This window comes from Thermostichus sp. MS-CIW-15, assembly GCF_054060575.1.
This window is the reverse complement of sequence record NZ_JBSSDI010000004.1, coordinates 61,895-86,982: the sequence shown is the minus strand read 5'-3', so window position 1 is coordinate 86,982 and position 25,088 is coordinate 61,895. Positions and strand designations below refer to the sequence as shown.

Annotated in this window: 18 protein-coding genes, 1 pseudogene and 1 CRISPR repeat array; of the genes and pseudogenes, 15 read left to right on the top strand and 4 right to left on the bottom strand. The window is 58.3% G+C overall.

What is annotated here, in order from left to right; genetic code table 11:
• Positions 1-123: 123 nt before the first annotated feature.
• Positions 124-1,383: a dihydrolipoamide acetyltransferase family protein gene (locus ACVW0R_RS02510; RefSeq protein ID WP_099812373.1), complete on the bottom strand. Its 1,260-nt coding sequence runs from the start codon at positions 1,381-1,383 to the stop codon at positions 124-126.
• Positions 1,384-1,452: 69 nt separating this feature from the next.
• On the bottom strand, positions 1,453-3,912 hold the full coding sequence (gene ppsA / locus ACVW0R_RS02505; RefSeq protein ID WP_457501586.1) for a phosphoenolpyruvate synthase: 2,460 nt from the start codon (positions 3,910-3,912) through the stop codon (positions 1,453-1,455).
• 312 nt (positions 3,913-4,224) lie between these two features.
• On the opposite strand from ppsA, the gene ACVW0R_RS02500 reads away from it, so the two are divergent.
• On the top strand, positions 4,225-5,178 hold the full coding sequence (locus ACVW0R_RS02500) for an RluA family pseudouridine synthase (RefSeq protein ID WP_099884588.1): 954 nt from the start codon (positions 4,225-4,227) through the stop codon (positions 5,176-5,178).
• A gap of 282 nt (positions 5,179-5,460) precedes the next feature.
• Here ACVW0R_RS02500 and ACVW0R_RS02495 read toward each other — a convergent pair whose 3' ends face one another.
• Entirely contained in the window at positions 5,461-6,615 is a 1,155-nt protein-coding gene (locus tag ACVW0R_RS02495) for an RNA-guided endonuclease InsQ/TnpB family protein (protein ID WP_457501585.1), read from the bottom strand.
• A gap of 129 nt (positions 6,616-6,744) precedes the next feature.
• Between ACVW0R_RS02495 and ACVW0R_RS02490 the strand changes: the two genes are divergently transcribed.
• The 14 genes and pseudogenes from ACVW0R_RS02490 to ACVW0R_RS02425 all read left to right on the top strand — a co-directional run bounded on the left by ACVW0R_RS02490 (position 6,745) and on the right by ACVW0R_RS02425 (position 21,507).
• Complete coding sequence (locus ACVW0R_RS02490; protein ID WP_228375428.1) at positions 6,745-7,596, top strand: helix-turn-helix transcriptional regulator; 852 nt, start codon at positions 6,745-6,747, stop codon at positions 7,594-7,596.
• 2 nt (positions 7,597-7,598) lie between these two features.
• Positions 7,599-10,280, top strand: coding sequence for a CRISPR-associated helicase Cas3' (gene cas3, locus ACVW0R_RS02485; RefSeq protein ID WP_457501584.1), 2,682 nt, complete (start codon positions 7,599-7,601; stop codon positions 10,278-10,280).
• 16 nt (positions 10,281-10,296) lie between these two features.
• The gene (casA, locus tag ACVW0R_RS02480; RefSeq protein ID WP_011429628.1) at positions 10,297-11,871 is read left to right on the top strand and encodes a type I-E CRISPR-associated protein Cse1/CasA; all 1,575 of its coding nucleotides are present in this window, start codon (positions 10,297-10,299) and stop codon (positions 11,869-11,871) included.
• 11 nt (positions 11,872-11,882) lie between these two features.
• Positions 11,883-12,482, top strand: a complete 600-nt coding sequence (casB, locus tag ACVW0R_RS02475; protein WP_457501583.1) for a type I-E CRISPR-associated protein Cse2/CasB — start codon at positions 11,883-11,885, stop codon at positions 12,480-12,482.
• 66 nt (positions 12,483-12,548) lie between these two features.
• Complete coding sequence (cas7e, locus tag ACVW0R_RS02470) at positions 12,549-13,691, top strand: type I-E CRISPR-associated protein Cas7/Cse4/CasC (protein ID WP_457501582.1); 1,143 nt, start codon at positions 12,549-12,551, stop codon at positions 13,689-13,691.
• Positions 13,692-13,694: 3 nt separating this feature from the next.
• On the top strand, positions 13,695-14,318 hold the full coding sequence (cas5e, locus tag ACVW0R_RS02465; protein WP_011429625.1) for a type I-E CRISPR-associated protein Cas5/CasD: 624 nt from the start codon (positions 13,695-13,697) through the stop codon (positions 14,316-14,318).
• Positions 14,300-14,932, top strand: coding sequence for a type I-E CRISPR-associated protein Cas6/Cse3/CasE (gene cas6e, locus ACVW0R_RS02460; RefSeq protein WP_414401597.1), 633 nt, complete (start codon positions 14,300-14,302; stop codon positions 14,930-14,932). Before cas5e ends, cas6e begins: the two co-directional genes overlap by 19 nt.
• Before the next feature lie 26 nt (positions 14,933-14,958).
• Positions 14,959-15,906 carry a type I-E CRISPR-associated endonuclease Cas1e gene (gene cas1e, locus ACVW0R_RS02455; protein ID WP_414346869.1) on the top strand — a complete coding sequence of 316 codons (948 nt, stop codon included), beginning with the start codon at positions 14,959-14,961 and terminating at the stop codon, positions 15,904-15,906.
• Positions 15,906-16,178, top strand: coding sequence for a type I-E CRISPR-associated endoribonuclease Cas2e (cas2e, locus tag ACVW0R_RS02450; RefSeq protein ID WP_011429622.1), 273 nt, complete (start codon positions 15,906-15,908; stop codon positions 16,176-16,178). The genes cas1e and cas2e overlap by 1 nt, the downstream gene beginning before the upstream one ends.
• Before the next feature lie 19 nt (positions 16,179-16,197).
• Positions 16,198-17,293: a CRISPR direct-repeat array (repeat unit 29 nt; unit sequence GTTGTCCCCACACCCGTGGGGGTGAACCG).
• A 161-nt stretch (positions 17,294-17,454) separates the two neighbouring features.
• A complete protein-coding gene (locus tag ACVW0R_RS02445) occupies positions 17,455-18,633 on the top strand; it encodes a transaldolase (RefSeq protein WP_414390834.1) in 1,179 nt (392 codons plus the stop codon).
• A gap of 8 nt (positions 18,634-18,641) precedes the next feature.
• Positions 18,642-20,150 (top strand): annotated as a pseudogene (locus tag ACVW0R_RS02440) (cobaltochelatase subunit CobN); the annotation flags it as partial.
• A gap of 49 nt (positions 20,151-20,199) precedes the next feature.
• Positions 20,200-20,520 carry a DUF2605 domain-containing protein gene (locus tag ACVW0R_RS02435; protein WP_099812374.1) on the top strand — a complete coding sequence of 107 codons (321 nt, stop codon included), beginning with the start codon at positions 20,200-20,202 and terminating at the stop codon, positions 20,518-20,520.
• Positions 20,520-20,783 carry a DUF2973 domain-containing protein gene (locus tag ACVW0R_RS02430; RefSeq protein WP_041438126.1) on the top strand — a complete coding sequence of 88 codons (264 nt, stop codon included), beginning with the start codon at positions 20,520-20,522 and terminating at the stop codon, positions 20,781-20,783. Before ACVW0R_RS02435 ends, ACVW0R_RS02430 begins: the two co-directional genes overlap by 1 nt.
• Before the next feature lie 292 nt (positions 20,784-21,075).
• Entirely contained in the window at positions 21,076-21,507 is a 432-nt protein-coding gene (locus ACVW0R_RS02425) for a GerW family sporulation protein (RefSeq protein WP_011429615.1), read from the top strand.
• Here the strand turns inward: ACVW0R_RS02425 and ACVW0R_RS02420 are convergent.
• Positions 21,504-24,794, bottom strand: a complete 3,291-nt coding sequence (locus tag ACVW0R_RS02420; RefSeq protein ID WP_414401599.1) for an AAA family ATPase — start codon at positions 24,792-24,794, stop codon at positions 21,504-21,506. The genes ACVW0R_RS02425 and ACVW0R_RS02420 overlap by 4 nt on opposite strands.
• Positions 24,795-25,088 lie beyond the last annotated feature (294 nt).

The following is a 25,088-nucleotide window of genomic DNA, read 5'->3' as shown; positions in this document are numbered from 1 at the left end:
AGCGGATTCTGGCAGAGCTTGACCGAGATTGCTCAGCTCTCGTCCTCTGCACCCACAACATTAGCGTCGGCATCCACGCCTGGGCTCTTGAGGTGGATCCCAGCCTGCCCACTTATTGAGCTTCTACAGCGTCAGGGATCCCACCTTTTGTTCTAACAACTGGGCCAGATCTTGCAAGAAGGCCGCCGCGTGGGCGCCGTAAATAACGCGGTGGTCACAGGTGAGGTTGACCTGCATCTGGGAGCGGATGGCAATGGCTTTTTCTGGTGTGGCCACCACGGTGGGGCGAGCAGCGCCGACGGCCAAAATAGCTCCTTGGTTGGGAGGCAGGATGGCGTCGAAGCGATCCACCCCAAACATGCCCAGGTTGGAGAGGGTAAAGGTGCCGCTGTTGTACTCCTCCGGCTGCAGTTGCTTGCGCCGCGCCCGCTCCACCAGATCCTTCCAGCGGCGGGAGATCTCGTAGAGATCGGTCCGGTTGGCCTGCTTGAGCACAGGGGTGATCAGGCCGCCGTCTTCCATGGCCACCGCCACGGCAATGTTGATCTCGGCTTTGTAGTGGATCCCGTTTTCCGTGTAGCTGGCGTTGAGGAGGGGATGCTTTTCTAGGGTCAGGGCCACCGCTTTCACCAAAAGGGCCGTCAGGGTTACCCCTTTGGGCTTCACCTGTTGGTAAAGCTGATCCAGGCTGTCGGTGGTGATGGTGTAGCCGACGTGGAACACCGGCACGCCCAAGCTGGCGTTCATGTTGCGCACCACCGCCGCCTGCAACGTGCTCAAGGGAACCACTTCTCCCAACGGGGCAGCCGCAGAGACAGGGGGGGGAGCTGCCGCTTGCGTAGAGGCGGCCTGAGCTGCAGCCCGCTCCACATCTTCGGCCACGATGCGCCCACCAGGGCCGGAGCCGCGCACCGTGCGCAGGTCGATCCCCAGGCTTTCTGCCAATTTTTTCGCCCGTGGGGAAGCCAGGATCCGCTGGGATCCGGCCCCGTTGGAGCCAGTTGGAAGGGTGGGGGTGGGGATCGCCGCAGGGACAGGGGTTGGCTGTTGAACTGTGGGGGTGGGGACTGCAGTAGGTGCAGTTGCCGGTAGAGCACCCTTAGAGAGGGCCTTGGCTCGCTCTTGGGCCTCGGCCACCTCCGCTTCGGTTTCGGCAATGAGGGCGATGGGGGCGCCCACCGGCGCCGATTCCCCTGCTGGGATGAGGATGCTGGCCAGAATGCCGCTGTGGAAGGACTCCACGTCCATGTCCGCCTTGTCCGACTCCACCACCAGGATGTTTTCCCCTTTCTCCACCCGGTCGCCGGGGTTTTTCAGCCAGGCGACGATCTTGCCCGTTTCCATGGTGGAGCTGAGGGCCGGCATGGAGAGTTCGTGGATCATGGCGGGGATGGCAACACAGCAGAGAAGATTGTAACCCAGCAGACGGGATCCCGGCGCCGCCCCCTGGGCCTATCGGCCAGCTTCTGCCTCGGCCACCACCAACAGGGTTTTCAGCAGGGAATCCGGGTTGAGGCTGATGGAGTCGATCCCCTGCTGCACCAGGAAGCGGGCAAAGTCGGGGTAGTCGCTGGGGGCTTGTCCACAGATGCCGATCTTGCGCCCGTGGCTTTTCACCGTCTGGATTACCTGGGCGATCAGCCGCTTAACGGCCTCGTGGCGCTCGTCAAAAAGATGGGCCACCAGGGCCGAGTCGCGGTCCAACCCCAGGGTAAGCTGGGTGAGGTCGTTGGAGCCGATGGAGAAGCCGTCGAAGATCTGGCAGAACTCGTCGGCCAGGATGACGTTGCTGGGCAGCTCGCACATGACGTACACCTGCAGGCCGTTTTCCCCCCGCACCAGGCCGTGGCGGGCCATCTCCTCCAGCACCCTGTGTCCCTCTTCGGGGGTGCGGCAGAAGGGGATCATCAAGATGACGTTGGCCAGGCCCATCTCGTCCCGCACCCGTTTCATGGCCCGGCACTCCAGCGCAAAGCCGTCGCGGTAGCGGGGATCCGTGTAGCGGGAGGCCCCCCGCCAGCCAATCATCGGGTTTTCCTCGTGGGGCTCGTAGCGGGCTCCGCCCAGCAGGTGGGCGTATTCGTTGCTCTTGAAGTCCGACAGCCGCACGATCACCGGCTTGGGGTAGAAGGCGGCGGCGATGGTGGCCACTCCCTGGGCCAGCTTGTCCACAAAGTACTCCGGCTTGTCAGAATACTGGGCGGTGAGCTCTGCCAGGCGCGGCTCCTCCTTGACCGCCTCCTCGTAGTGAACCAACGCTAGAGGGTGCACCTGGATGTGGTTGGCGATGATGAACTCCAGCCGCGCCAGACCCACGCCATCGCAAGGGATCTCGCTGAGGCCAAAGGCTTTTTCCGGGTTGCCCACGTTCATCATCAGTTGGGTGCGGGGGCGGGGCAGCTCCTCGAGGGGGATCTCTGTAACTTCATAGGACAGCAAGCCAGGATAGACGCGCCCTTCCTCCCCTTCGGCGCAGGAGATGGTGATGGGATTGCCGGAGCGGAGTACTTGCGTGGCGCTGCCGCAGCCAACAATGGCCGGGATCCCCAGCTCGCGGGCGATGATGGCCGCATGGCAGGTGCGCCCCCCTTGGTTGGTGACAATGGCGCTGGCCTTTTTCATGATCGGCTCCCAGTCGGGATCTGTTTTCTCCGTCACCAGCACCTCGCCGGCTTGGAACTGATCCGAGCGGCGCACATCCAAAATGACGCGGGCCGTGCCCTGGCCAATGGCCTCTCCCACTGCTCGTCCCCGCACCAGGGGTTCTGGGCGGGCCTGCGGCTGGGTAAAGCGATAGGTCTTGAGGCGGTTGGCGGCCTTTTGGGATTGCACCGTCTCAGGGCGGGCCTGGACGATGAACAGCTCGCCGCTGATCCCGTCTTTGGCCCACTCGATGTCCATGGGGGTGAAGCGGCCCCGCAGCGCCGAGTAGTGCTCTTCGATGAGGCAGGCCCAGCGAGCCAGCTCTAGGATCTCGTCGTCCTTGAGGGCATATTGCCGGCGCAGGCTCTCGGGGACGGGTACGTTTTTGGTGGAACGGGATCCCTCCTCGTCGTAGACCAGCTTCAGGGCCTTGCTGCCCAGCTTGCGGGAGAGGATGGGCCGCCGCCCCTGCTGGAGGGTGGGCTTGAAGACCACGTACTCGTCGGGGTTGACGATCCCTTGCACCACGTTTTCCCCCAGCCCGTAGGCGGCGGTGATCAGCACCGCGTCTTTAAAGCCCGTTTCTGGGTCGATGGAGAACATCACCCCCGAACAGGCCAAGTCCGAGCGCACCATCTTCTGTACCCCCACCGAGAGGGCCACCTGGAAGTGGTCAAAGCCCTTGATCTGGCGGTAGGAGATGGCCCGGTCGGTAAACAGGCTGGCAAAGCAGCGGTGGCAGGCCTGCAGCACCGCCTTGATCCCGTGCACGTTGAGGTAGGTCTCCTGCTGGCCGGCAAAGCTGGCATCCGGCAGGTCTTCGGCGGTGGCGCTGGAGCGCACCGCCACATCGGTGTCAGGGCCGTAGCGCTCGCACAGCTTCTGGTAGGCTTCGGCAATGGCCTGCTCCAGCTCCAGTGGGAAAGGTGTCTGCAGGATCAAGGTGCGGGCAGCTTTGCCCCGCTCGCGCAGGTCCCGCACATCCTCGATGTCTAGGTCCTTGAAGATCTCCCGCAGCTTCTCCTCGAGGCCGCCAGCGGCAATGAACTGGCGGTAGGCATGGGCGGTGGTGGCAAACCCCAGGGGCACGCGGATCCCTTTGGGGGCTAGCTGCTGCAGCATTTCTCCCAAGGAGGCGTTTTTCCCGCCCACCTGGGCCACGTCCCGCAGCCCCACTTCGGTGAGGGGCACAACCAAGGGCGGCTCTGAGCCAAGCTGGCGTTGAGAGGGCTGTTGAAGTTGGGATCCCAGCGTTGCTCCATCCAACATGCCTTGCCTCCTTGTACCCAGCGGACCAACTGTGCAATAAGTGCTGCAACACTTGCGTGTAGCAAGAAACTTTCCCCAGCCAGAATCTGGCCCGGCTTTAAGGAGCTATACCCCCACTGTACTGAGGGTTTTTCTCTGGTTAAAATCCCGGCACAGCCCCCTAGAGAAACCTGAGAAGGAGATGACACAAAGCCAATCCTGCCAAGATCCTGCTGAGAAAGCTGACACAAATCTTCGACCTTTTTTACCTAATGCAAAAGTAACCGCTCTGCCACCATGTTTTCAAAGCAGCAGTTTGCGGAAACAGGGCAAATGGAAGGCCTCAGGGATCCGGTGGCAGCAATTCGCCAGGTAAGAGTGACGGAAAAACAGCAGGGCTTGCGGCTGGATCGGGGGTTGGCAGAACAACTGCCGGAGCTGTCGCGCTCGCGCCTGCAGCAGCTTATCCGCCAGGGCCAAGTTTGGCTGAACGGCCAGCCCTGCCTGGATAAGGATCGCCCCCTGCAGGCCGGGGATCAAATCGAGGTGCGGATCCCGCCGGCCACCCCCACCCCCTTGCAGCCGGAGCGGATCCCCTTAGATATCCTCTATGAAGATGAGGATCTGCTTGTCATCAACAAGCCGCGCGGCCTGGTGGTGCACCCGGCTCCTGGACATGCCAGCGGCACCCTAGTGCATGCACTGCTGGCCCACTGTCCTCGCCTTTCTGGGATCAACGGCGAGCAGCGTCCGGGGATCGTCCATCGCCTCGACAAGGACACCACCGGCGCCCTGGTGATCGCCAAACACGATCAGGCCCACCAGCACCTGCAGGCTCAGATTCAAGCCAAGACCGCTCGGCGCATCTACCTAGGGGTGGTGTTTGGCCGGCCAGCCCAAAGCCAAGGTACCATCTCTGCCCCCATTGGCCGCCACCCGGTGGATCGCCAGAAGATGGCGGTTGTGCCCCCCGGCCAAGGGCGAGCGGCGGTAACCCACTGGCAGGTGCTGGAGCGCCTGGGCAACTACACCCTGATGCAGTTTGAGCTGGAGACCGGGCGCACCCATCAAATTCGGGTGCACGCCGCCCACCTGCGCCTGCCCATTGTCGGGGATCCCCTCTACACCCAGAGCAAAACCAGCCCCGTCAAACTCAGCGGCCAAGCTCTGCATGCCTGGAAGCTCTCCTTTGTCCACCCGCGCACCGGCCAGCCGCTGCAGGTTACCGCCCCTCTGCCGGAAGAGTTCGAGCGGCTGCTACGGCAGTTGCGCAGCCAGGCCGGCTAGGCAGCCTCAGAGGTCGCTCTCCGCTCTGTCTAGCCTGTCCAATTGGGGTTCATGCTGATCCCCGTCCCCAAGAAGTTTCAGCCTTCAGCAAATCTTTAGAGAAGTCGGAAGTATTTTTGCCAGGTGAGTTGTTTAGAATGCGCTCATCCTGGCCAAGGTAAGCAATGCTACGTCAGATAGAGCGGATCCTGAAGCTAGATATGCTGCTGCGCTCCGGACAGCGAAAGACAGCCGCTTCGCTGGCTGAGGCTTTGGAGGTAAGTAAACTACCCGACACCCGCGCTATGCGCAGGGTGCGGGCCTTATCCCAATCCCTAGCTGACCCAGAGGACAGCTAAGTTTCGGAATTTCAGGCGAGTTTACAGTCGCCCCAAGGAGAGAGATTACTTGAGCAGCGTTATAGTCAGCATCCCCTTCCCACCCGCAGTGTCCACACTTGAACAACTTGCCGCTGCGGTAGGACTTACCCTGCTCAGGGTGGATGTGCAGGCATTTATGGCAGGTCTGCGACGTGTAGGCAGGCGGCACCAGCACCACAGGCACTCCAGCAATGGCAGCCTTGTAGGTCACAAACATCCTGAGTTGGTAGAACGCCCAGTTATTGGTTCTGCGGCGCTCAGCTTTACTCCGAGGTTTCTGATTCAAGCGCTCTCGGATGTCTGTCAAGTCCTCAAAAGCCAGTGCCGCACCAATAGCCTGGGCATCCCTGACCAAGGTTTTGCTGATGTTATGGTTCAGCCATGTCTGGTAGCGCCGTTCTCTCCCAGAGAGCCTTCTCAACAGCCTCCTAGAGCTGCGAGTGCGTTTGGATTGAACCTTGGCGCGTACACGGCTGAACCGGTCACGGACGGCCTGGATGTGTTCTCCACTCCAAGAGCGTCCGTTGCTAGCGGTGGCGATATCCCGCCTGCCCAAGTCAACTCCGATTACCTTTGGAGTTTTACCGGTCGGGGGAGTGTCCAACTCAACCGCAATGTTGATGTAGTAGTCCCCTTGCTTGGTCTTGGACAGAGTAGCGCTGGTGGGCGTTTGCCCCCGCAGCAAAGCGATTTGATAACCGCCAATCTTGAGCTTGAGCCAAACCCCTCCGCTCATCAGGGTCACGCCCACGGCTTGGTCGGACTCTCGGTACTTAAAAGTACGCACATCCAAAGTCAGGCTGGTGGGGCGAAACTTGTGGACTTGTTTCACCGCTTTGGCGTTGCTAATCACACGGCGGAGCGCCTGACAGACGTGGTTGGCTTTCAACCCCGTTGCCGCTCTCACTGGCCTATAAACCAAGTGGTGCAGCTTGGCGGTGTTCCAGCAGTTCTTTTGTTTGGCGGTGTCGAGAATCTGGTTGCAAGCATTCGCAAAGCCCTGCAAAGTGCGGTCAATTTCTTGACGCAACTCTTGTGGGACTATCAGCTTGCAACGTACAGAGATAATCTGGCTCATGGGCTTATTGTAGCTCATCCAGGCTTTGACTAGCAGGCGGGCTTTCCTCCCGGCACCAAGCCTGCGGCTATGGTGCGGGCCTCCAGCCCGAAAATAGGTGAACGAACAGTTCGAGCGGATATTAGTTTCTTGAAGGATCGCTTTCAAGCCCCCATCAAAGTCAGCCGTGAAAAAGGGTATCACTACACTGATCGGGAATGGCGCTTGCCGACGATACCCCTCACTAAGGGGGAGCTGTTTGCCCTGACTTTGGGAGCGAGAATGCTGGAAGCCTACGCCGGATCGGCCTATGCCCCGCAGTTGCGCTCGGCAATTGGGCGGTTGGCGCAACGGCTTCCAGAGCAGGAGTGGCTGGATCTCCAGCAGCTAGCCGATGAGCGGCTCATCTTTCGGGCAGGGGCAGAAACCCATCTGGATTGGGAGATTTGGCAGCGGTTGGAGGATGCCTGTCGGGAGAAAAGACGAGTGTGGATGCGCTATCGCACCGCCAGCCGAGGCGATCAAGTGTCGGAACGGGAGTTGGATCCCTATCTCTTGCACATCTACCGCGGCACCAATCCCTACGTGATTGGCTGGTGCCACAAAAGACAAGAAGTGCGCTGGTTCCGGGTAGATCGGATCCTGGCTCTCAAAACCCTGCCGGAAACTTTTGAGATCGACCCGACTTTCGATCCCAAAGCCCATCTGGCGATGATTTTTCAGCATGAGGCGGGCGGGATCCCTCGCCAGGTAAGAATTTGGTTTGACGCCCAAACGGCACCCTTCATTCGGGAGCGGCGCTGGCATCCGACCCAGGTCATTGAAGAAAACCCAGACGGATCCCTGATTCTGCGCATAACCGTGCGGGGGATGAATGATGTAAAGCGCTGGGTGCTGGGCTACGGCAGAGGAGCCAGAGTGCTGGAGCCTCCGGATTTGGTGGACATGATGCGGCAAGAGATCTGCGAGATGAGCCGGCAGTACGTTGACGAGGAGCCCTAGCGATGAGCAAGTCCCGATTTTGGGCCAAGACCGGACAGGGACAGTTGCGAGAAGATGGCCGACCTCTGTACCATCCCGTCCTCTGCCACCTAGCCGATACGGCAGCTGTGGCCATGGAGATCGTGCAAACCTACCTTAGCCCCCTTGCTCGTCAGCAGCTCTCAGTAGGATTGGGGCTGGAAGGGGATCCCTTAGCTCGCTTTTGCGGGTTCATGGCAGGGTGTCACGACCTAGGCAAAGTCAGTCCTGCCTTTCAATTTCAAGTGAGCGAGGTGGGAAAAGCGCTGGTGGGATCCCGTCTCTACGACCTGTGGCGCAGCTATCCCAACACTGGCCAAGCAGCCCCTCATGGAACGGTTACCGCCGCAACCTTGCCCGGCTTTCTGGAAGAGCTGGGGCTGCCCAAGAAACTGGCCCAAAAATTGTCAGCTATTGTCGGCGGTCATCATGGCTTTTTCCCGGGACTTCAGGATATTCAAAGTCTCTCCCCCGACGATGTCGGTCGAGGGGAGTGGATCCCATTTCGTCGAGAGATCTTCCAGCAACTACAAGATTTTGTTGGGCTGAAGAGGGAGGGGATCCCTGCCCGCTGCAGCAATTCCGCCGCCATGATCTTGGCCGGCCTGGCAACCGTTGCCGACTGGATTGCCTCGAATACGGAGAGTTTTCCCTACGCCAACGACGAGCCCTTCGAGACCTACGCTCAAGGAATAGCCGAAAAGGCCCAACAAGCCCTGAAAGCCCAGGGTTGGATTGCGCCCCCCACAGACAGCCCTCTTACTTTTCAGGCTCTCTTTGACTTCATCAGCGAGCCGCGACCGCTGCAATTGGCAGCCATTAACCTGAAGGACAGGCTGGCTCCACCCTGCTTGGTCATTGTCGAGGCCGCCATGGGAGAGGGCAAAACCGAAGCTGCGCTCTACCTGGCCGACCACCTGCAGCATCAAGCCGGAGCCGGTGGCTTTTACATCGGCCTGCCTACCCAGGCAACCAGCAACGCCATGTTCGAGCGCGTCAAGTCATTTTTGCAAAAGCGCTATCCCGATGCCATCGTAAACCTAACCCTCAGCCATGGGGCAGCAGCTCTCAAAGAAGATTACCTGGACACCGTCTGTCGCCTGGATCAGGTTTATGACCAGGAGGGCAAAGGCGTTTTTGCCAGCGAGTGGCACACTGCCCGCAAGCGGACGCTGCTCAGCCCTTACGGGGTGGGCACCCTTGATCAGGCTCTGATGGGAGCAGTACGGGCCCGCCACCAGTTTGTCCGCCTGTTTGGTCTGGCAGGCCGCATCATCATCCTGGACGAGATCCACGCCTACGACCTCTACACCAGCACTCTCCTGGAGCGATTTTTGGAGTGGGCAGCCGTTTTGGGATCCCCCGTGATCGCCCTCTCGGCCACCTTGCCCGCCGGTACCCGCCAACGATTGCTGGCTGCCTATGCCAGAGGCTGTGGACAGACCCCGCCCGACTCACCTAATGCCCCTTACCCTCGCATCACAGCCCTAGCTTCTGGAGCGGCCCTAGCTCAGTCTTTTGCTCCTTCCGAGCATGTGCGCCGTCAATTGGGGATCCGCTGGGTCAGGGATGACCAGTGGCCCGCAGAACTCTCGCAAGTGCTTTCCAAAGGGGGCGGGTGCGTTGCTGTTATCTGCTCAACGGTAGATCGCGCCCAGTGGGTGTTTCAGCATCTCCAGAAGTATTTTCCGCCGGAAGAATTGGGCCTGTTTCACGGGCGCTTTTTATTCAAAGATCGAGAGCAGATTGAGAAGCAATGCCTGGAGAGATTCGGCAAAAATGGACATCTCCGTCCCTCTCGTTTTGTTTTGGTGGCAACCCAGGTCATTGAGCAAAGCTTGGATGTGGATTTTGACTTAATGATCAGCGATCCCGCTCCCATTGATCTTCTCCTACAGCGCTCTGGGCGGCTCCACCGCCATCCGCGGGACAAGCGACCACCTGAGCTATCTGCTCCCTACTTGTGGATAGTGGAACCAGAGCTAGCCGAGGAGGGCAAGGCTAATTTTCGGGAGAGCAGCTCTATCTACGATCGGCACATTCTCCTACGCAGTTGGCTGGCTCTAAGAGAGCGTTGCAACGTGCAACTGCCTGAAGAAATCGACGACCTAATCGAATCGGTATATGACTTGGAGATGCCTATCCCCGAAGCATTGGAAACCGTTCATGCTCAAGATTGGCGAGAGTCTTTGGAAAAGTACAAAGTTGAAGAAGAGGATGCTAAAAGATCTCGAGCTAATGAAGTAAAGATCCCACCGCCAAATGCTGATGTGAGGCCCGAACAGTTTACCTACCTAAAAAAAGAGGATGACGAAAGCACTATCGCTGCCGTTACCAGACTTGGGCAGCCTTCGGTGGCGACAATTTTCTTGCAACAAGGGAAGACCGGTTTAGTCTTTCCCGGCTCTCACGATCCAGTGGATCTAGAAACTGAGCCCAGCCTGCCGATGATTCGTAGGCTACTGGCCCACAGTGTTCGCATTGCTTCCCGCCAGGAGCTTGTAAAGGAGGTGCTGAGGCGGGAAAACCCCAAAACTTGGACATCTGCTTTGCTGCGTAACTGTCGCTACGTTGTCTTGAACGCCGAAGGCTGGGCTCAAGTTGGCAAATGGCGACTGCGGTTGGATCCTAACCTAGGGATCACCATCGAGAAGATGAACAGCTAACGTTAGGGAGGAGCTCATGGAAACTCAGTCCTTTAATCTCACCAAAGAAAAGTGGATCCCTGTACTCGATCCCGATTTTCGAATCCAAGAGTTGTCTTTAGTTGAGTTATTTAGAGAGTGGGAAAGCCTGAAAGAGATGCGAGGAGATAATCCGCCTACTACTTTAGCTCTCTACCGTTTTCTACTGGCAATAATGCACCGAGCCTATCTTGGACCAAAAGATACGGATCACTGGAAGGAAATCTTTCAAGACAATGGAAAGCGAGTTATTAAGTACTTGCAGGATAGGCAAGATTGTTTTGACCTATTCCATCCCACTCACCCCTTCATGCAGGATCCAGCTCTACCTATAGAAAAAGCTGTGCCTGTCCACTCCATCCATACCATGAGCACCTCTGAAGTATTCTTTCATGAACACGAATGGAGCGGCTACAGCATCTCCTTACCGGAAGCTGCTCGACTATTGGTGCGTCTACAGGGAGTTGACATCACTAGCCTAAGGGCATTTTATGTTGGGCAAGACAGCGGCAATCACTCTGCTGTAAACACTCCGACTATGAATGTTGCCAATGTCCTTTTGAAAGGGAGAACCTTAAAAGAGACGCTGATGCTGAACTTGATGCGGTATAGCCCAGAGGATGAGATGCCCAGTGTAGTAGCTGGAGAAGATGTACCCACCTGGGAAACCAAAGTTGGCTACACTGGCCAACCGAAAAAAGAGATCCCTGCGGGATACATCCACTATTTAACCTTTCCCTGGCGGCGGCTGCGGCTGTTTTCAGAAGCTGGGCGAGTGCAGCAATTGGCTATTACTATGGGCAACTCCCTACCCAACGGTGTAGAGGCCCGGCAGTGGGAATGTAGCGTTGCCTATAAAGAAGATAAACCAGTGCGTCTATCTTTACACAGACAGTTGTGGCGGGATGCGGACAGCTTTCTCCTGACGGCTAGCAAGCAAACCCGTCCTCGGATTGTGGACTGGCTAGCTGAGCTCAAGTCAGAAGAATTGGTCAATAATTTGGTTGTGTTTGAAGTGTTGGGTATGAGCGCCGACCAGGCTAAACCTTTAGGATGGAGCTCGGCTCGATTTTCAGTTCCAATGCAGTTTGTTACAGATTCGGAGTTGGCGCAGAGTTTAAAAAGCGCTATTGGAATTGCCGAGAACCATCAACAAATCTTTCGATCTTCTAAAGGTAGCCCCTACTTTTCTCTAGCAGAGGTTCTTAAAAACGGAGAGACTGAGAAGCTATCCAAAGCTTTAGATGGAGAGTCTCGCTACTGGGCAATTCTAGACCACGCTTTCTCAATGCTACTTCATGATTTACCCCAAGATAACCAACCTGGAGCTGATGGAATTATCTACTATGGACTTACCACTCTACCTGCCTGGACTAAGACTGTGCAAGATGCCGCTCGGCGAGCCTTCACCGAGTCCATTGAGTCTATTCGCAACTATCAGGCCAGAGCGGCTGCCTTGCGCACGCTGGAGAGAAAACTAGCAGAGCTTCGTGCGGATCCAAGGGAAAAGAAAGCTCAAAAACAAAAAGCAGCTAAGAAAAAGCAGAAGAAGGAGCAAGCTGTTGTCCAATAGGAGGCCAAGTTATGTCTACAACTCAAATCTCTTCCCATAATCGACTGGAACGGGCAAAAAAGTTCTTACAAGAAATCAAGGATCGCCTCAAAAACGACACCGGCGCCAAAGTTGCCTTCAAGCGAGCACTTTCCGGCGAGCACCACCACTTACGAAAAATTTACCCCTTTGTACTGCCCTATTTACAAGGGATCCCCGAACAAGAACAGGATATTTGGATCTTTGTGGCGTGTCTCTCCGTTTACCATGACCAAGATATGGAACCAGAGGTCAGTAACTTTGCGAAAAGCTGTCGGGAATTGCAAGACAGCACCGAATCTAAAGGCCCAGAACGAAGGTTTAGAGCTCTTCTAGAGACCGATCTTGACTACATCGAATATCCAATCATAGCTTTGGTAAAGCAAATGAAAAGTAAGAAGGATAGAAAGATTTCTGTTTACTACCCTCAGTTGATTGCTGACCTTTGCTTATGGAACCATCCCGATCAAGTTGTCCAGGATAGATGGGCTAAAACTTTTTGGCAGGTATCTTCCTCTAGATCTGCAAAGGCAGAAGAAACTGATGATGTAAGTTCTGAGGTTTCCGATGATCTCAGAGAGGATGTAGGCTGAGAGCACTTACCCCTGTTTGAGCTAACAAACTTGTTCCGACACTATACCCTTAGAGGAGAAACAGCCATGCGACTGGAAATTCATTTGATTCAAAGTTTCCCTCCTGCCAACCTAAACCGCGATGAAAATGGCATGCCTAAATCTACGATATTCGGCGGTCGTCCACGAGCGCGAATCTCTAGCCAGTGCCAGAAGCGGGCAGTGCGAAAATACTATCACCAATATGCTGAGCTAGACCCGGCTCACTTTGCCGCTCGCTCTCGCAACTGGCTCCCTGAGTTGAAATCTAAGCTTGTGAAGGCAGGGATCCCTGATGAGCAAGCTGGAATGGCCGCTCGGCTTGCCTTAGAGCAAGGGCTTAAGCTCAAGTTTAATGATAAAAATGAAGCCACCACCATTGTATTTTTGGGGAAGACGGAACTTGATGCAATTGCCGAAATCTTAATCAAAAACTGGTCTGCCATTGAATCCGGATTGCGAGAGGAAAAGCCCAAACTTCCCCAAAAAATAGCCAAGGCGATCGAAAAAGCTTTGGTTGATACAGGAAAACCCGGTGATGTAGCTTTGTTTGGTCGGATGATGGCCTCGCTACCCACAGTCAATGTCAATGCTGCTGTTCAGGTGGCCCATGCAATTAGTATCAATGCCCTACAACAAGAGTTCGACTTCTTTACAGCCGTAGACGACCTGGGCAGTAGTGAGGACACCGGAGCCGATCACATGGGCGAGACGGGGTACAACAGCTCTACATACTACCGCTTTGCTGTTCTCGACAAGAAACAGTTGGTTGAAAACCTAGGCGGAACTGAACATCTAGGATCCATCATCAAGGCTTTTGCTACGGCTTTCATTCATGCTGTGCCCAGTGGACATCAAAACGGATTTGCCGCTCACACTCGGCCAGCATTGGTGATGGCAGTAGTTCGGGAAGGGCAGCCTATTTCCTTAGTGGATGCCTTTGAAAATCCGGTTGCTCCCAGTGGAGGATTTAGCCTACTGGAAAATGCCGTTAAAGCTTTAGATGAGTATTGGGGATCACTGGTCAAGATGTATGGAGAAGCTGACGTGCAGTATAAAGGCGTTGTTGTCCTTGATAGGCTGGCTGCGAGACTCAATGTACTCAAGTCTAGCAAGAAAGATTCTGTAGAAGAGCTCTTAAAAAGTGCTCTCAAAGCCTTTGGCGTGGCCAGCAACGGCCAAGGAGCTTAGATCATGACTACGCTTCTCATGCGATTGCGGGCTCCGATGATGAGCTGGGGCGACCACAGCCAGTTTGATTATCGCGATAGCCGTCGTGAGCCTACAAAGTCGGCGGTGATCGGGATCCTCTGTGCGGCACTGGGTCGCCCTCGCTGGGAACCTGTTGATGATCTGGCTGCCCTGAAAATGGGGGTGCGAGTGAACAAGGAAGGGATCCTTTGTAAGGATTTCCACACAGTACAAATAAAAGAGACGATCAGCAATCGCTACTACGTAGCAGATGGGGATTACCTGGTGGGATTGGAAGGGGATCCTAATTTGCTGAGAACTTTGGATCAAGCTCTGCAAAAACCTTACTGGCAAGTGTTTCTGGGACGGAAAAGCTTTATTCCCAGCCGCCCTTTGCGAGTGGGGCTTGTGGAGCAGCCTTTGCTGGAAGCTTTGCGTCAGCACCCTTATGAGTGTTCTAGACGCGGGAAGCGTCCCTCCCAACTCCGCTTTGTTTTGGAGGTCTCTGAGAGTCTGGATGTGCGCCAAGATGTGCCTTTGAGCTGGCAGCCGCGGCGCTTCGGTTGCCGGGCTGTGGAGACGGAATACCATGAACTCCCGGAGGCGATATGTATCTTTCCCGGCTAATTCTAAACGAGCGACAGCTTCTGGTGCAGCGAGAGCTCAGTAATGCTCACGCTTTGCACCAGCGAATTATGCATGGTTTTCCCGATCAACCTACCAAAACCCCTCGCTCCGATTGGCATATTCTTTACCGTCAAGAACCTGATGGCTGCACCATCCTGGTGCAATCGGTCATTCAGCCGGATTGGTCTCGCTTGCCACAGGGTTATGTCCAAAGGGATCCAGAAGTCAAAATCTTCGACCTGAGGCCAGAAGTTCTAAGTAAGGGAAGATGCTTTCAGTTCCGACTCCGAGCAAATCCCAGCAAGCGAGATAAGAAGACCCGCAAGATTGTTGGCTTTTTTCGCTCTGAGGATCAACTGGAATGGCTCCGCCGCCAGGGCTGTCAGCATGGGTTTGAGGTGTTGGCTGCAGAAGGGATCCCATCGCCGCAAATATTTGGGATCAAAAAGGGGCTCTCCGGGCCAGTTCGTATCCACACCGTTTTGTTCCAGGGCATATTGCGGGTAACTGATTCTGAAGCTTTTGTTAAAGCAGTACAACAAGGAATTGGGCGAGGACGCTCCTACGGATGTGGACTTCTATCGCTCAGCAAGATCAGTTACTTTCCACGCTAGTTTTGCCTTTTAAGGGGGAGTGTCTTATGATCGCAAAGACAACTACGAAAAGTTTACGATCTATCCCGAAGGTTCGAGATAGCATAAGCTTTGTCTATGTAGAACGGTGCCGAATTGAGCAAGATGCGAAAGCTGTTGCCGTTTTGCAAGAAGATGGCAGATATATAATCCCTTGTGCCAGCTTGACCACTTTAATGCTAGGCCCTGGGACAGCAATTACTCACGCTGCCATCAAGAACTTGGCCGATGGGCTCTGCTCGGTCCAGTGGGTTGGCGAAGATGGGCTACGCTTCTATGCCAGTGGATCCCATCCTTCCAGCAGCGTGGAAAGGCTTTATCACCAGGCCAAACTATGGGCAGATCCCGTCCAGCACATGGAAGTGGTTCGGCGTATGTATTCATTTCGGTTTCCCGAACCTCTCAAAGAAGGGCTAACCCTTGAGCAGATTCGCGGACTGGAGGGGGTGCGAGTGCGAACTGTTTACAGCCGCCTTAGTAAAGAAACAGGGGTAAATTGGAAGGGACGCTCCTACAAGCTCAAGGAATGGGAGTGTGCTGATCCCGTTAATCGTGCTCTTTCTGTTGCCAATACTTGCCTCTACGCTGTTTGCCAGGCAGCGCTCAATGCCGTAGGCTATTCAACTGCGTTGGGGTTTATTCACATCGGCAAGCCCTTATCTTTTGTTTATGACGTTGCCGATCTCTACAAGACAGAGATCACCATCCCTGTTGCCTTCAAGGCTGCCGCTGAGTTGATGCCAAACTTTGAGTCGAGAACTAGGCAACTGTGTCGAGAAAAGTTTGTAGAGCATCGGTTGATGCAGAGAATCATAGACGATGTTGATGCCATCCTCGGCTTCAGAGCCACACAGGAGGAGTCAAGCCCTGTAGGATCTCTTTGGGATAACGAGAAGGGAGCTGTTGAGGGGGGAGTGAGCTACGGAGAAGAGTTGGATGAGGAAATGTCGGTCTGATGGTGGTCTTTATCTTAGAGAATGTCCCCGCAAGTTTGAGAGGAGACCTAAGTCGCTGGCTGTTTGAGATCAAGGCGGGGGTCTTTGTCGGTCGCGTCTCAGCCCTGGTTCGAGAAGAACTGTGGGCACGGGTGACCAGCAAAATCGGCGACGGCTCTGCACTGATGGTCTATTCCACCAACTCAGAGCAGGGATTCTCGGCCAGGAGCATCGGGGATCCCTCGCGGCAGCTAGTAGACATAGAAGGGGTGCTGCTGGTCAAAACCTACTAAAATCGGCAAAAATCGAAGGGTTGTCCCCACACCCGTGGGGGTGAACCGACCTGCACGAACTGTCGCTCCGTCAGTCGACCACGTTGTCCCCACACCCGTGGGGGTGAACCGGGCAAGCGGCGCTAAGCGCCGTGCTACGCACCCGTTGTCCCCACACCCGTGGGGGTGAACCGTTCATACTAGAGGGATAGCCAGCGCGTATTGTTGGTTGTCCCCACACCCGTGGGGGTGAACCGCGCTAGGGATTGCGACCGACGGTCACTGGGGGCCGTTGTCCCCACACCCGTGGGGGTGAACCGGATCTGGGTTGGCCGCACAAGTGCAGATGCTCTGTTGTCCCCACACCCGTGGGGGTGAACCAGTTTCGCCCCCCGGCACTGGCGTAGTCGACTCAGGGTTGTCCCCACACCCGTGGGGGTGAACCGTACATTACGGCGACGGGGGCGCTGTTTTTCACCTGTTGTCCCCACACCCGTGGGGGTGAACCAGGCTTTTCCCCAATTGGCACACGGCAAGAGTACGTTGTCCCCACACCCGTGGGGGTGAACCAGATCCATCGCGCTGTGGGCCAGACTGCCTCTAGCGTTGTCCCCACACCCGTGGGGGTGAACCGACAAACGAGTCCCTCAGGGCTGATGCTCCCGAGGTTGTCCCCACACCCGTGGGGGTGAACCGCGTCTCAAATTAGTAATGGCCAGATTCTGTAGAGGTTGTCCCCACACCCGTGGGGGTGAACCGGCTACCTCTACAACTGGCTCCTAGCCGCCAGGAAGTTGTCCCCACACCCGTGGGGGTGAACCGTGGTTACCGCCGGTCAGGTGGCAACCGCGTCAGCGTTGTCCCCACACCCGTGGGGGTGAACCGTAGCTGGGTCGCATCAGCATCAGTACATGGAAGGTTGTCCCCACACCCGTGGGGGTGAACCGTTCTACGAGCAGTTCATACCAATCGACGACAGGCGTTGTCCCCACACCCGTGGGGGTGAACCGCGGACCGGCGACTTGCTCGGCTTGGATCGAGCCACGTTGTCCCCACACCCGTGGGGGTGAACCGGAAACAGAGCGGCGCCTGGCTCCAGTACCAGTAGTTGTCCCCACACCCGTGGGGGTGAACCAATCTATGAGCCCCCTGGTAGTTCTCCTGCTGTACGTTGTCCCCACATCTGTGGGAGTAGCCGGCTAGACAATTAAGACAATCTCACATCTACCGGGATCCCTTGCCTAGGTGGGCGACACTGGGGCTAGGTCGCAGAAGCGCGATATCTAAGGAGGGGAGTATGAGCAGGAGCTTGCTGGAGCAGTTGCGAGAGATGACGGTGGTGGTGGCCGACACGGGGGATATCAACGCCATCGAGACCTTTAAGCCGCAGGATGCCACCACCAATCCCTCTTTGATTACAGCAGCCGCCCAAATGCCCCAGTACCAGGGCATTGTCGATGAGACCTTGCTCAAGGCCCGCCAAGACCTGGGATCCAAAGCCGACACCAAAGCCGTGGTGGCCCACGCCATCGACCAACTGGCGGTGGCCTTTGGCGTGCGCATTTTGTCCATCATCCCCGGTCGGGTTTCGACGGAGGTGGACGCCCGGCTCTCCTACGACACAGCAGCCACCGTGGCCAAGGCCCGCCATCTCATCGAGCTCTACAAGGCGGCAGGGGCGGATCCCAAGCGGGTGCTCATTAAGATTGCGGCTACTTGGGAAGGGATCCGCGCCGCCGAGATCCTGGAAAAAGAAGGGATCCACTGCAACCTGACTTTGATGTTTGGCCTGCACCAGGCCATTGCCTGCGCCGAAGCGGGGGTAACCCTCATCTCGCCCTTTGTGGGCCGCATCCTGGATTGGTACAAAAAACACACAGGCCGGGAGAGCTACCCGCCCGCCGAAGATCCAGGCGTGCAGTCGGTAACCCAGATCTACAACTATCTGCGCAAATACGATTACCCAACGGAAGTGATGGGGGCCAGCTTCCGCAACATTGGCGAGATCATCGAGCTGGCCGGCTGCGATCTCCTAACCATCTCGCCGGCTTTGTTGGCGGAGCTGCAAAACACCGAGGGCCAGCTGGAGCGCAAGCTGGATCCGGAAAAAGCTAAGAAAATGGATATTCCCCGCCTGGTGATGGATCGGGCCACCTTCGACCAGATGCACCGGGAAAACCGCATGGCCTCGGAAAAACTAGAAGAAGGGATCCAGGGCTTCTCCAAGGCGCTGGAGGTGCTGGAAAAACTGCTCACCGAGCGGCTGCAGAAGCTGGAGGGCGCCAAGGAAACGATTACCCACGCCGCCCAGGATGTCTTCCGCATCTACGACCTGGATGGGGATGGCTTCATCACCCGCGAGGAGTGGATGGGAGCAGATCGCGTCTTCGATGCCCTCGACACTAACCAAGATGGCAAAATTACTCCCGAAGAAATGCTGGTCGGACTGGGGGCAGCCGTTTATCTGAGAAATTAGCCAGGCAAGCAAGCCCTATGGGCGAGAGCTTTCGCCGCTTTGGAGACGCAGTAGCCGCCCTGGAGGCCCAGGCCCGCCGCTGGATTGCCCAGTATCTGCAGGGGATCCCTTACGATCCGCCGCCGGGGCCGGCGGCCAGACAAGTGCTGCACTGGATCGAGACCGACTTGCTCCCTCGGCTGCAGCAAACCCCCCAGGAGCTGAGGCATCTCCTGCACGGGCTCAACGGCGGCTATGTGCCCAGCGGCCCTTCCGGTGCCCCCACCCGGGGCCGGGTGGAGGTGTTGCCCACCGGGCGCAACTTCTACTCGGTGGATATCCGCGCCATCCCTACCCCCACCGCCTGGCAGGTTGGCTCGCTGGCTGCCGAGCGGCTGGTGGAGCGCTACGTGCAAGAGCAGGGGGAATATCCCCGCCACCTGGGCCTATCCGTTTGGGGCACCTCTACCCTGCGCACCGGCGGCGACGACTGGGCCGAGGCGCTGGCGCTCTTGGGAGTCAGGCCCCGCTGGGAGGGGGGACGGGTGGTGGATATTGAGATTTTGCCCGTGGCGGTTTTGGGCCGGCCCCGCGTGGATGTAACCCTGCGCATTTCTGGGTTCTTTCGCGATGCTTTTCCCAACCTGATTGCCCTCTTCGACCGCGCCGTGCAGGCCGTGGCCGCCCTGGAGGAGCCGGAAAGCGACAACCCCCTGCGGGCCCAGGTGCTGGCCGATACCCAGTACTGGCAGGAGCAAGGGATCCCGCCTTCAGAAGCGGCAAAGCAAGCGCGGCTGCGCATCTTTGGCTCCAAGCCGGGGGCCTACGGAGCCGGCCTGCAGGGGCTGATCGAGGCGCAAAACTGGGAAACGGAAGCGGATCTGGCCCGCGCCTACCTCAACTGGAGCAGCTACGCCTACCGGGCCGAGGGCGAAGGAGAGCCGGCCCCCGCAGCCCTGCGGCGGCAACTGGCCCGCCTGCAAATTGTCCTGCACAACCAAGACAACCGCGAGCACGATCTCCTTGACTCGGACGACTACTACCAGTTTCAGGGAGGCATGGTGGCAGCGGTGCGGGCGCTCCAGGGCCGCAACCCCCAGATCTACTTCGGGGATCACGCCCGTCCCCACAACCCCAAGATCCGCACCCTGGCCGAAGAAATCGACCGCGTCTACCGCGCCCGCGTCGTCAACCCCAAGTGGATTGCCGGCGTGATGCGCCACGGCTACAAAGGCGCCTTCGAGATGGCCGCCACCCTGGACTACCTCTTCGCCTACGACGTCACCACCCACGCCGTGCCGGACTTTATGTACGCTGGCCTGGCCCGCGCCTACTTGCTGGATCCCCGGGTGCAGCAGTTTTTGCGCAACCACAACCCTTGGGCGCTGCGGGACATGAGCGAGCGGCTGCTGGAAGCCCACCAGCGGGGCTACTGGCAAGAGCAGGCGCCGGAGCTGGTGCCCCACCTAGAAGCCCTGATGCTGGAGACGGAAGCCCGCCTGGAGGCTACCCAGGGATCCCTGGCGGGGGAAGGTTAAGTTCGGCTAAGATGCTCTCAGCAAACCAGACGCGGAGGGATCCCGATCCATGAGCAAAGCCAAGCTGTTGCGAGAGATTCTGGGGCCCCTGCTGGAAGATTACCGCTACTGGTTTGAGCGCTCTCGTCGCTTTTTGCAAGAAGAAACTTTAGAATTCATCAGCCCAGAGGCGCAGCAGGCCCTCCTGGAGTGGGTTTTGGCTGCCCAAGCGGAGCTCCAGGCAGCGGAAGCCCTCTATCAGTTGTCGGATAATGAAGTTGGCGTTGACCCGGCCCTGATGGCAAAATGGCATCGCCTGCTGATGGAGTGCGCCGAGCTGGGCCGTCGCTTTCGCCAAATTCACCCCTCCTCCGACTCATCTGACCCGTGATGCTGCAGATCCTCTACCTCATCGCTTTTGTGGCCATTGCCTTTGTAGCCCTGCGCAACCTGGTGGCCAACGTGGTTACTCTGAGCAAAGAAGAGCGCAAGGCCTCGCCACGTCGAGGCCGCCGGCAGGTGCCCCACCCAGAGCTGTTGGATGAAGAAGGCAACCTGACGGAAGAGCCCTTGCTGGTCATTCGCTCGGCCAGCTTGGAAGAGGCCCGCAGCCGCCTGGAGGATCTCTACTCTGGCTCTCCCGACGAGGACTAAAAAAGGGAGTTCAAGAGCGGCGCAGGAGCTCCCCCTTTCTCGGTGTCGGCCCGAGTCAGGTGTGGGGGTGAGCAGCCTTTCCTGGATGAAGTTGCAGTAAAACATTTGGCGCCGAGAACTATCCCCAACTCCCCTCTCCCTCAGGGAGAGAGGCCAGGGGTGAGGGCAGCGGCGCGGGGCGCTTGGGTAGGCAGCAAGGTATCTTAATCTTGTCTGAGACAACTGCAGTCAATCTGGTTCTTCACCCAGTGGCCTCTGGAGCTGGCCTGCAGCGTTTGCGCAAACGTCACCAATGGGATCCGATTCCAGTTCCGATTTCGAGGTGGCAGCCGTCCTGGAGGCGGTGCTGAGCAAGCTGAAGGTTTTGGCGGAGACGGGACAGACCTTTGGCCAGCCGATTACCATTGGCGACACAACGATTGTCCCCTACGTGTCGCTCTACTTTGGCGTTGGGGGAGGAGGGGGCCATTTTGGCAAAACGGCCAGCGGCTTTCGCAGCAACGGACGGGATCCGGCCAGCCTGTTTGGCGGAGCGGGGGGCGGGGTGCGCATCGAGCCGGTGGGCTTTTTGGTGATCCGGGGGGAGCGGGTGGAGCTGCTAACCACGGCCCAAAAGCCCAGCCAGTGGAGCCAGCTTGGCGAGACTATAGTTCCCCTGCTGCAGCAGTGGTTGCAAAGCCGGGCCGACAACTCCTCATCCTCAAATGACCAGCCAAATGACTAGCCGCGAATGAAGAGGCGGGATCCCTGGGGGGAGGGCTGCACGTCGATGCGGTGGGGAAAGGCCTCTTGCAGGCTGGGGATGTGGGTGATCACCAGGATGCAGGCAAAGTCGGAGGCAATGGCGTTGATGGCCGCCAGCAACTGGGCCCGCCCGGTGGCGTCCTGGGATCCAAACCCCTCGTCGATGATCAACGTTTGCAGGTCGGATCCCGAGCGCTGGGTAAGCAGGCGGGAAAGAGCCAGGCGGATGGCGAAGTTGATGCGGAAAGCCTCTCCCCCAGAGTAGGTCTCGTAGGGACGGGTGCCGCGGGGATCGGCGATGAGGATGTCGAGGGTCTCGATCAGCTTCTCCGAGCGCCGCCCCGAGCGCTGGGTTACAAAGCGCAGATGGAGGCGGTGTTGGGTGAGGCGGCCCAGGATCTGGTTGGCCTGGGCCTCTAGCTCTGGCAGGACATTTTCGATGATCAGGGCGGGAATGCCGTTGCGGCCGTAGGCGTTGGCCAGCTCCTGGTACACCTGCTGCTGGCGGCGGGCCTGCTGCAGTTGTCGCTCCAGTTCCGTCCGCTCCGCCTGCTGTTCAAGAGCCTGCTGCAGCCGCTGTCGGGCCGCCCCGATTTGAGAAAGCACCAGATCCAGCTCTTGCCGGTTCTCCTGCAGAGCTTGGCGGATCCCTTCTAGATGAGCCGGGGAAACATCGGGGTGCTCGGCCAGTTGTCGCTGCAGCGCTTCCAGCTCTTGGGCAGCCTGGGCAAAGTGTTGCCGGCTTTCCTGCAGGCGTTGGGACAGGGCCTGGCTGCGGGCTGTGGCTTCCGGCAGCTCCTGGCGGGCCATCTGGAGGGCTTGCAGGCGGGCCGGCCACAGTTGCGCCTGGGCCAGTTCTGCTTTTACCTGCTGGTGCAGGGATCCGTCGTAGCCGACCTGGTGCAGCGCCTGCTCGATCTGGGCCAGGCGTTCTGCCAGCGGCGAGTCAGGGGATCCCGCCTGTTGCAGGGCCTCCAGTTGCGCTTGCAGGGAGGCGATTTGCTCGCCTAGGCGGGCGCGGCGCTCCTGGGCTTTGCGCAGCTCGTGGGAGCGGCCCAGGGCCCAGCGCCAGCGCTCCACCTCTCCCCGTTGCAAGGCATGTTCCCGCTCGTCATAGCCCAGCTGCTGCAGGGCCTGTTGGATCTGGGCAAGCTGCTGCCGCGCCTCTTGGGCATAAGCTTCTTGGCTGAGGATCTGCTCCAGTTCTGCGGCTTCTGCCCGCCGCGCCTCCAGTTGCCGCTGCCGCTCCTGCTCAGCCTCCCACTGCTGTTGCAGGCGCCCCTGAAGGTGCAGGCGCTCGTCCCAGGTGGCCAACTCTTGGCCAAGACGCTGGGCTTCTTCCTGCAGCAGCCCGATCTCCCGGTCGGCCACCGCCAATTGCTCGCGGATTACAAACAGCTCGCCAGCAATTTCCTCTTGCCGCTGGCGGTGTTTCTTCAGCACCACTGCCCTCAAGGACGGGCTGAGCGGACGGGCACAGAGAGGGCAAACCCAAATTGGGGCGGTCGGCACTTTGGTGGGCGGTGCTGGCATGGACTCGGCAGGCTGCTCTGAGAAGAGGGGGTCTGCGGTTACTTCGGATCCCGGTTCTGCAGCTCCCTCGGCAATGGCCTTCGCCCCCGTCAAAGCATGGGTGGGACGGCACCGGCCAGAGTCTGGATCCGAAGGGCCCAAGTGATCCGGGCGATCCAGATCTTCTAGCTCTGCAGGATCCAAGCGCTCGGCGTGGAGGGACTCCGCTCCGCTATCGCCAACAGGAAACTCTTCCCAAGGAGCCTCTAGCAGGCGGCAGCGTTCCTCCTCCTGTTGCCACTGGTGCTGGAGAACCCGCTGCCGCTCCTGCAGCTTCTGCACAAAGAGGCGGCGCTCCTGGATTTTTTCCAACACCTGCTGCTGGTAGAGGCGCTGCCGCTCCAGCTCGGCCAGGGCTGCAGCGCTGGCGGCAATTTTCTGGGCCAGGTGCTGCTGCTGTTGGGCCAGGGTTTCCTGGCTTTGCAGGTGCTCCTGGAGGAACTGGAGGCGGGCTTGCAGACGTTCTCCCTCGCGGCGGATCTCCTCCTCCCAGTGCCGTTGTTGCTCCAGGAGGGCAGCGGCTTGGGCCTGGGCCTCGTTTAAGCTTTGCAGGCGCTCCTGGGCTTGCCGGTAGTGGTGGAGGGCGTTTTCGATGCGCTCTCGTTCGGCCAGCACCTGGGCATCGGCCTGGGCTTGGGCCTGGCAGGCGGCCAATTCCTGTTGCAGCCGCTGCATTCTGCGCAGTTGCTGCTGTTGTTGCTCGGCCTGTTGGGCCTGCAGCTTTTGGCGTTCTTGGAGCAGGTATTGCTGTTGCTCGAAGAGGTGGTGAAGATGGCGATCCTGGGCCATCAGGGTTTGATAGCGTTCGTAGCCCGCCAGGATCTCCTCGCTTTGGGCAATCAGCTCTTGCAACTGGAGCAGGTGCTGTCGTTGAGCTCGCCACTGCTGTTCGGTGTGGTGCAGGTTGACGCTGAGCTTGTTCAGGTGCTGGGCAAGCTGCTGGTGGCGCTCCTCCAGGGTGTGGCGATGTTCATAGGCGCGTTCTAGGGCCTGTAATTCCTGCTGCTGTTGGGCCAGGAGCTGTTGCAGATGGATTTGCCGCTGTTGAAGCTGCTCCAGTTCGGCTTGCATCTGCTCGATAGAGACCTGGTGTTGATCCAGCTTGTGCAGGCGCTCTTGGAGCAGGTCGGCTTTGAGCTTGGCGCTGCGGGCCTGTTCGCGGCAACGCTCCGCCAGCAGATCGTACTGCCCCAGCTTGAGCATGTCCGCCAAGATCTGCTTGCGCTCGCCGGGACGCTTCAGGGTAAAGGCATCGGCCTGCCCCTGCCGCAGGTAGGCCGAGTGAACAAAGGTATCGTAGTCGAGGCCGAGCTGATTTTGGATGGCCTGTTGGGTGGCACGCAGGCCGCGGCGGGTGAGGCTGCGCCAACGGGCTTGGCCGTCGCTTTCTCCAGTTTGAATTTGCCACTCCAGGGATCCTTCCCCCGCGAGGTGGCGACTGCGCAGGACGCGGTAGGTTTGCCCCCGCGAGCGGTAGACCACCTCCACCCAGGTTTCGCTGGCCCCCTTGCGGATGAGATCGCTGTCGTTGCTGGCCCGGCTCTGTCCCCAGAGGCCCCAGGTAAGGGCGTCGAGCAAAGCCGATTTGCCCGCCCCGTTGGGGCCGCAAATGCAAGCGGTGTGGATCCCGCGCAGATCCAAAACCGCCTGAGAGTAGCAGAGAAAATTGTGTAAGGTCAGGCGAACTGGGATCACAAGGGCGGCTCTGGTCGCTGCAAAGCAATGGCGATGAGCCATTTGCTCCAGTTTATGAAGTTATTGGCTAGATCCCAAGTTTTGCCACAGCCAGAAAACGGTTGTCCCACCGCCCTGAGCCCACCAGGGAAACTGGCACTGCTGCTGAGGCGGAGCAACCCGAAGGAGCAAGTGCGGTTGCGGAACCAGTAACTAAGAGTTCCTAGGCTTACTGCTGGGCCGGAGCAAGCTATAGCTAGGGGGAGTACGTCCATCTGCCCTCCTCGCCAGCCGGGATCCCGGGAGACAGCCATC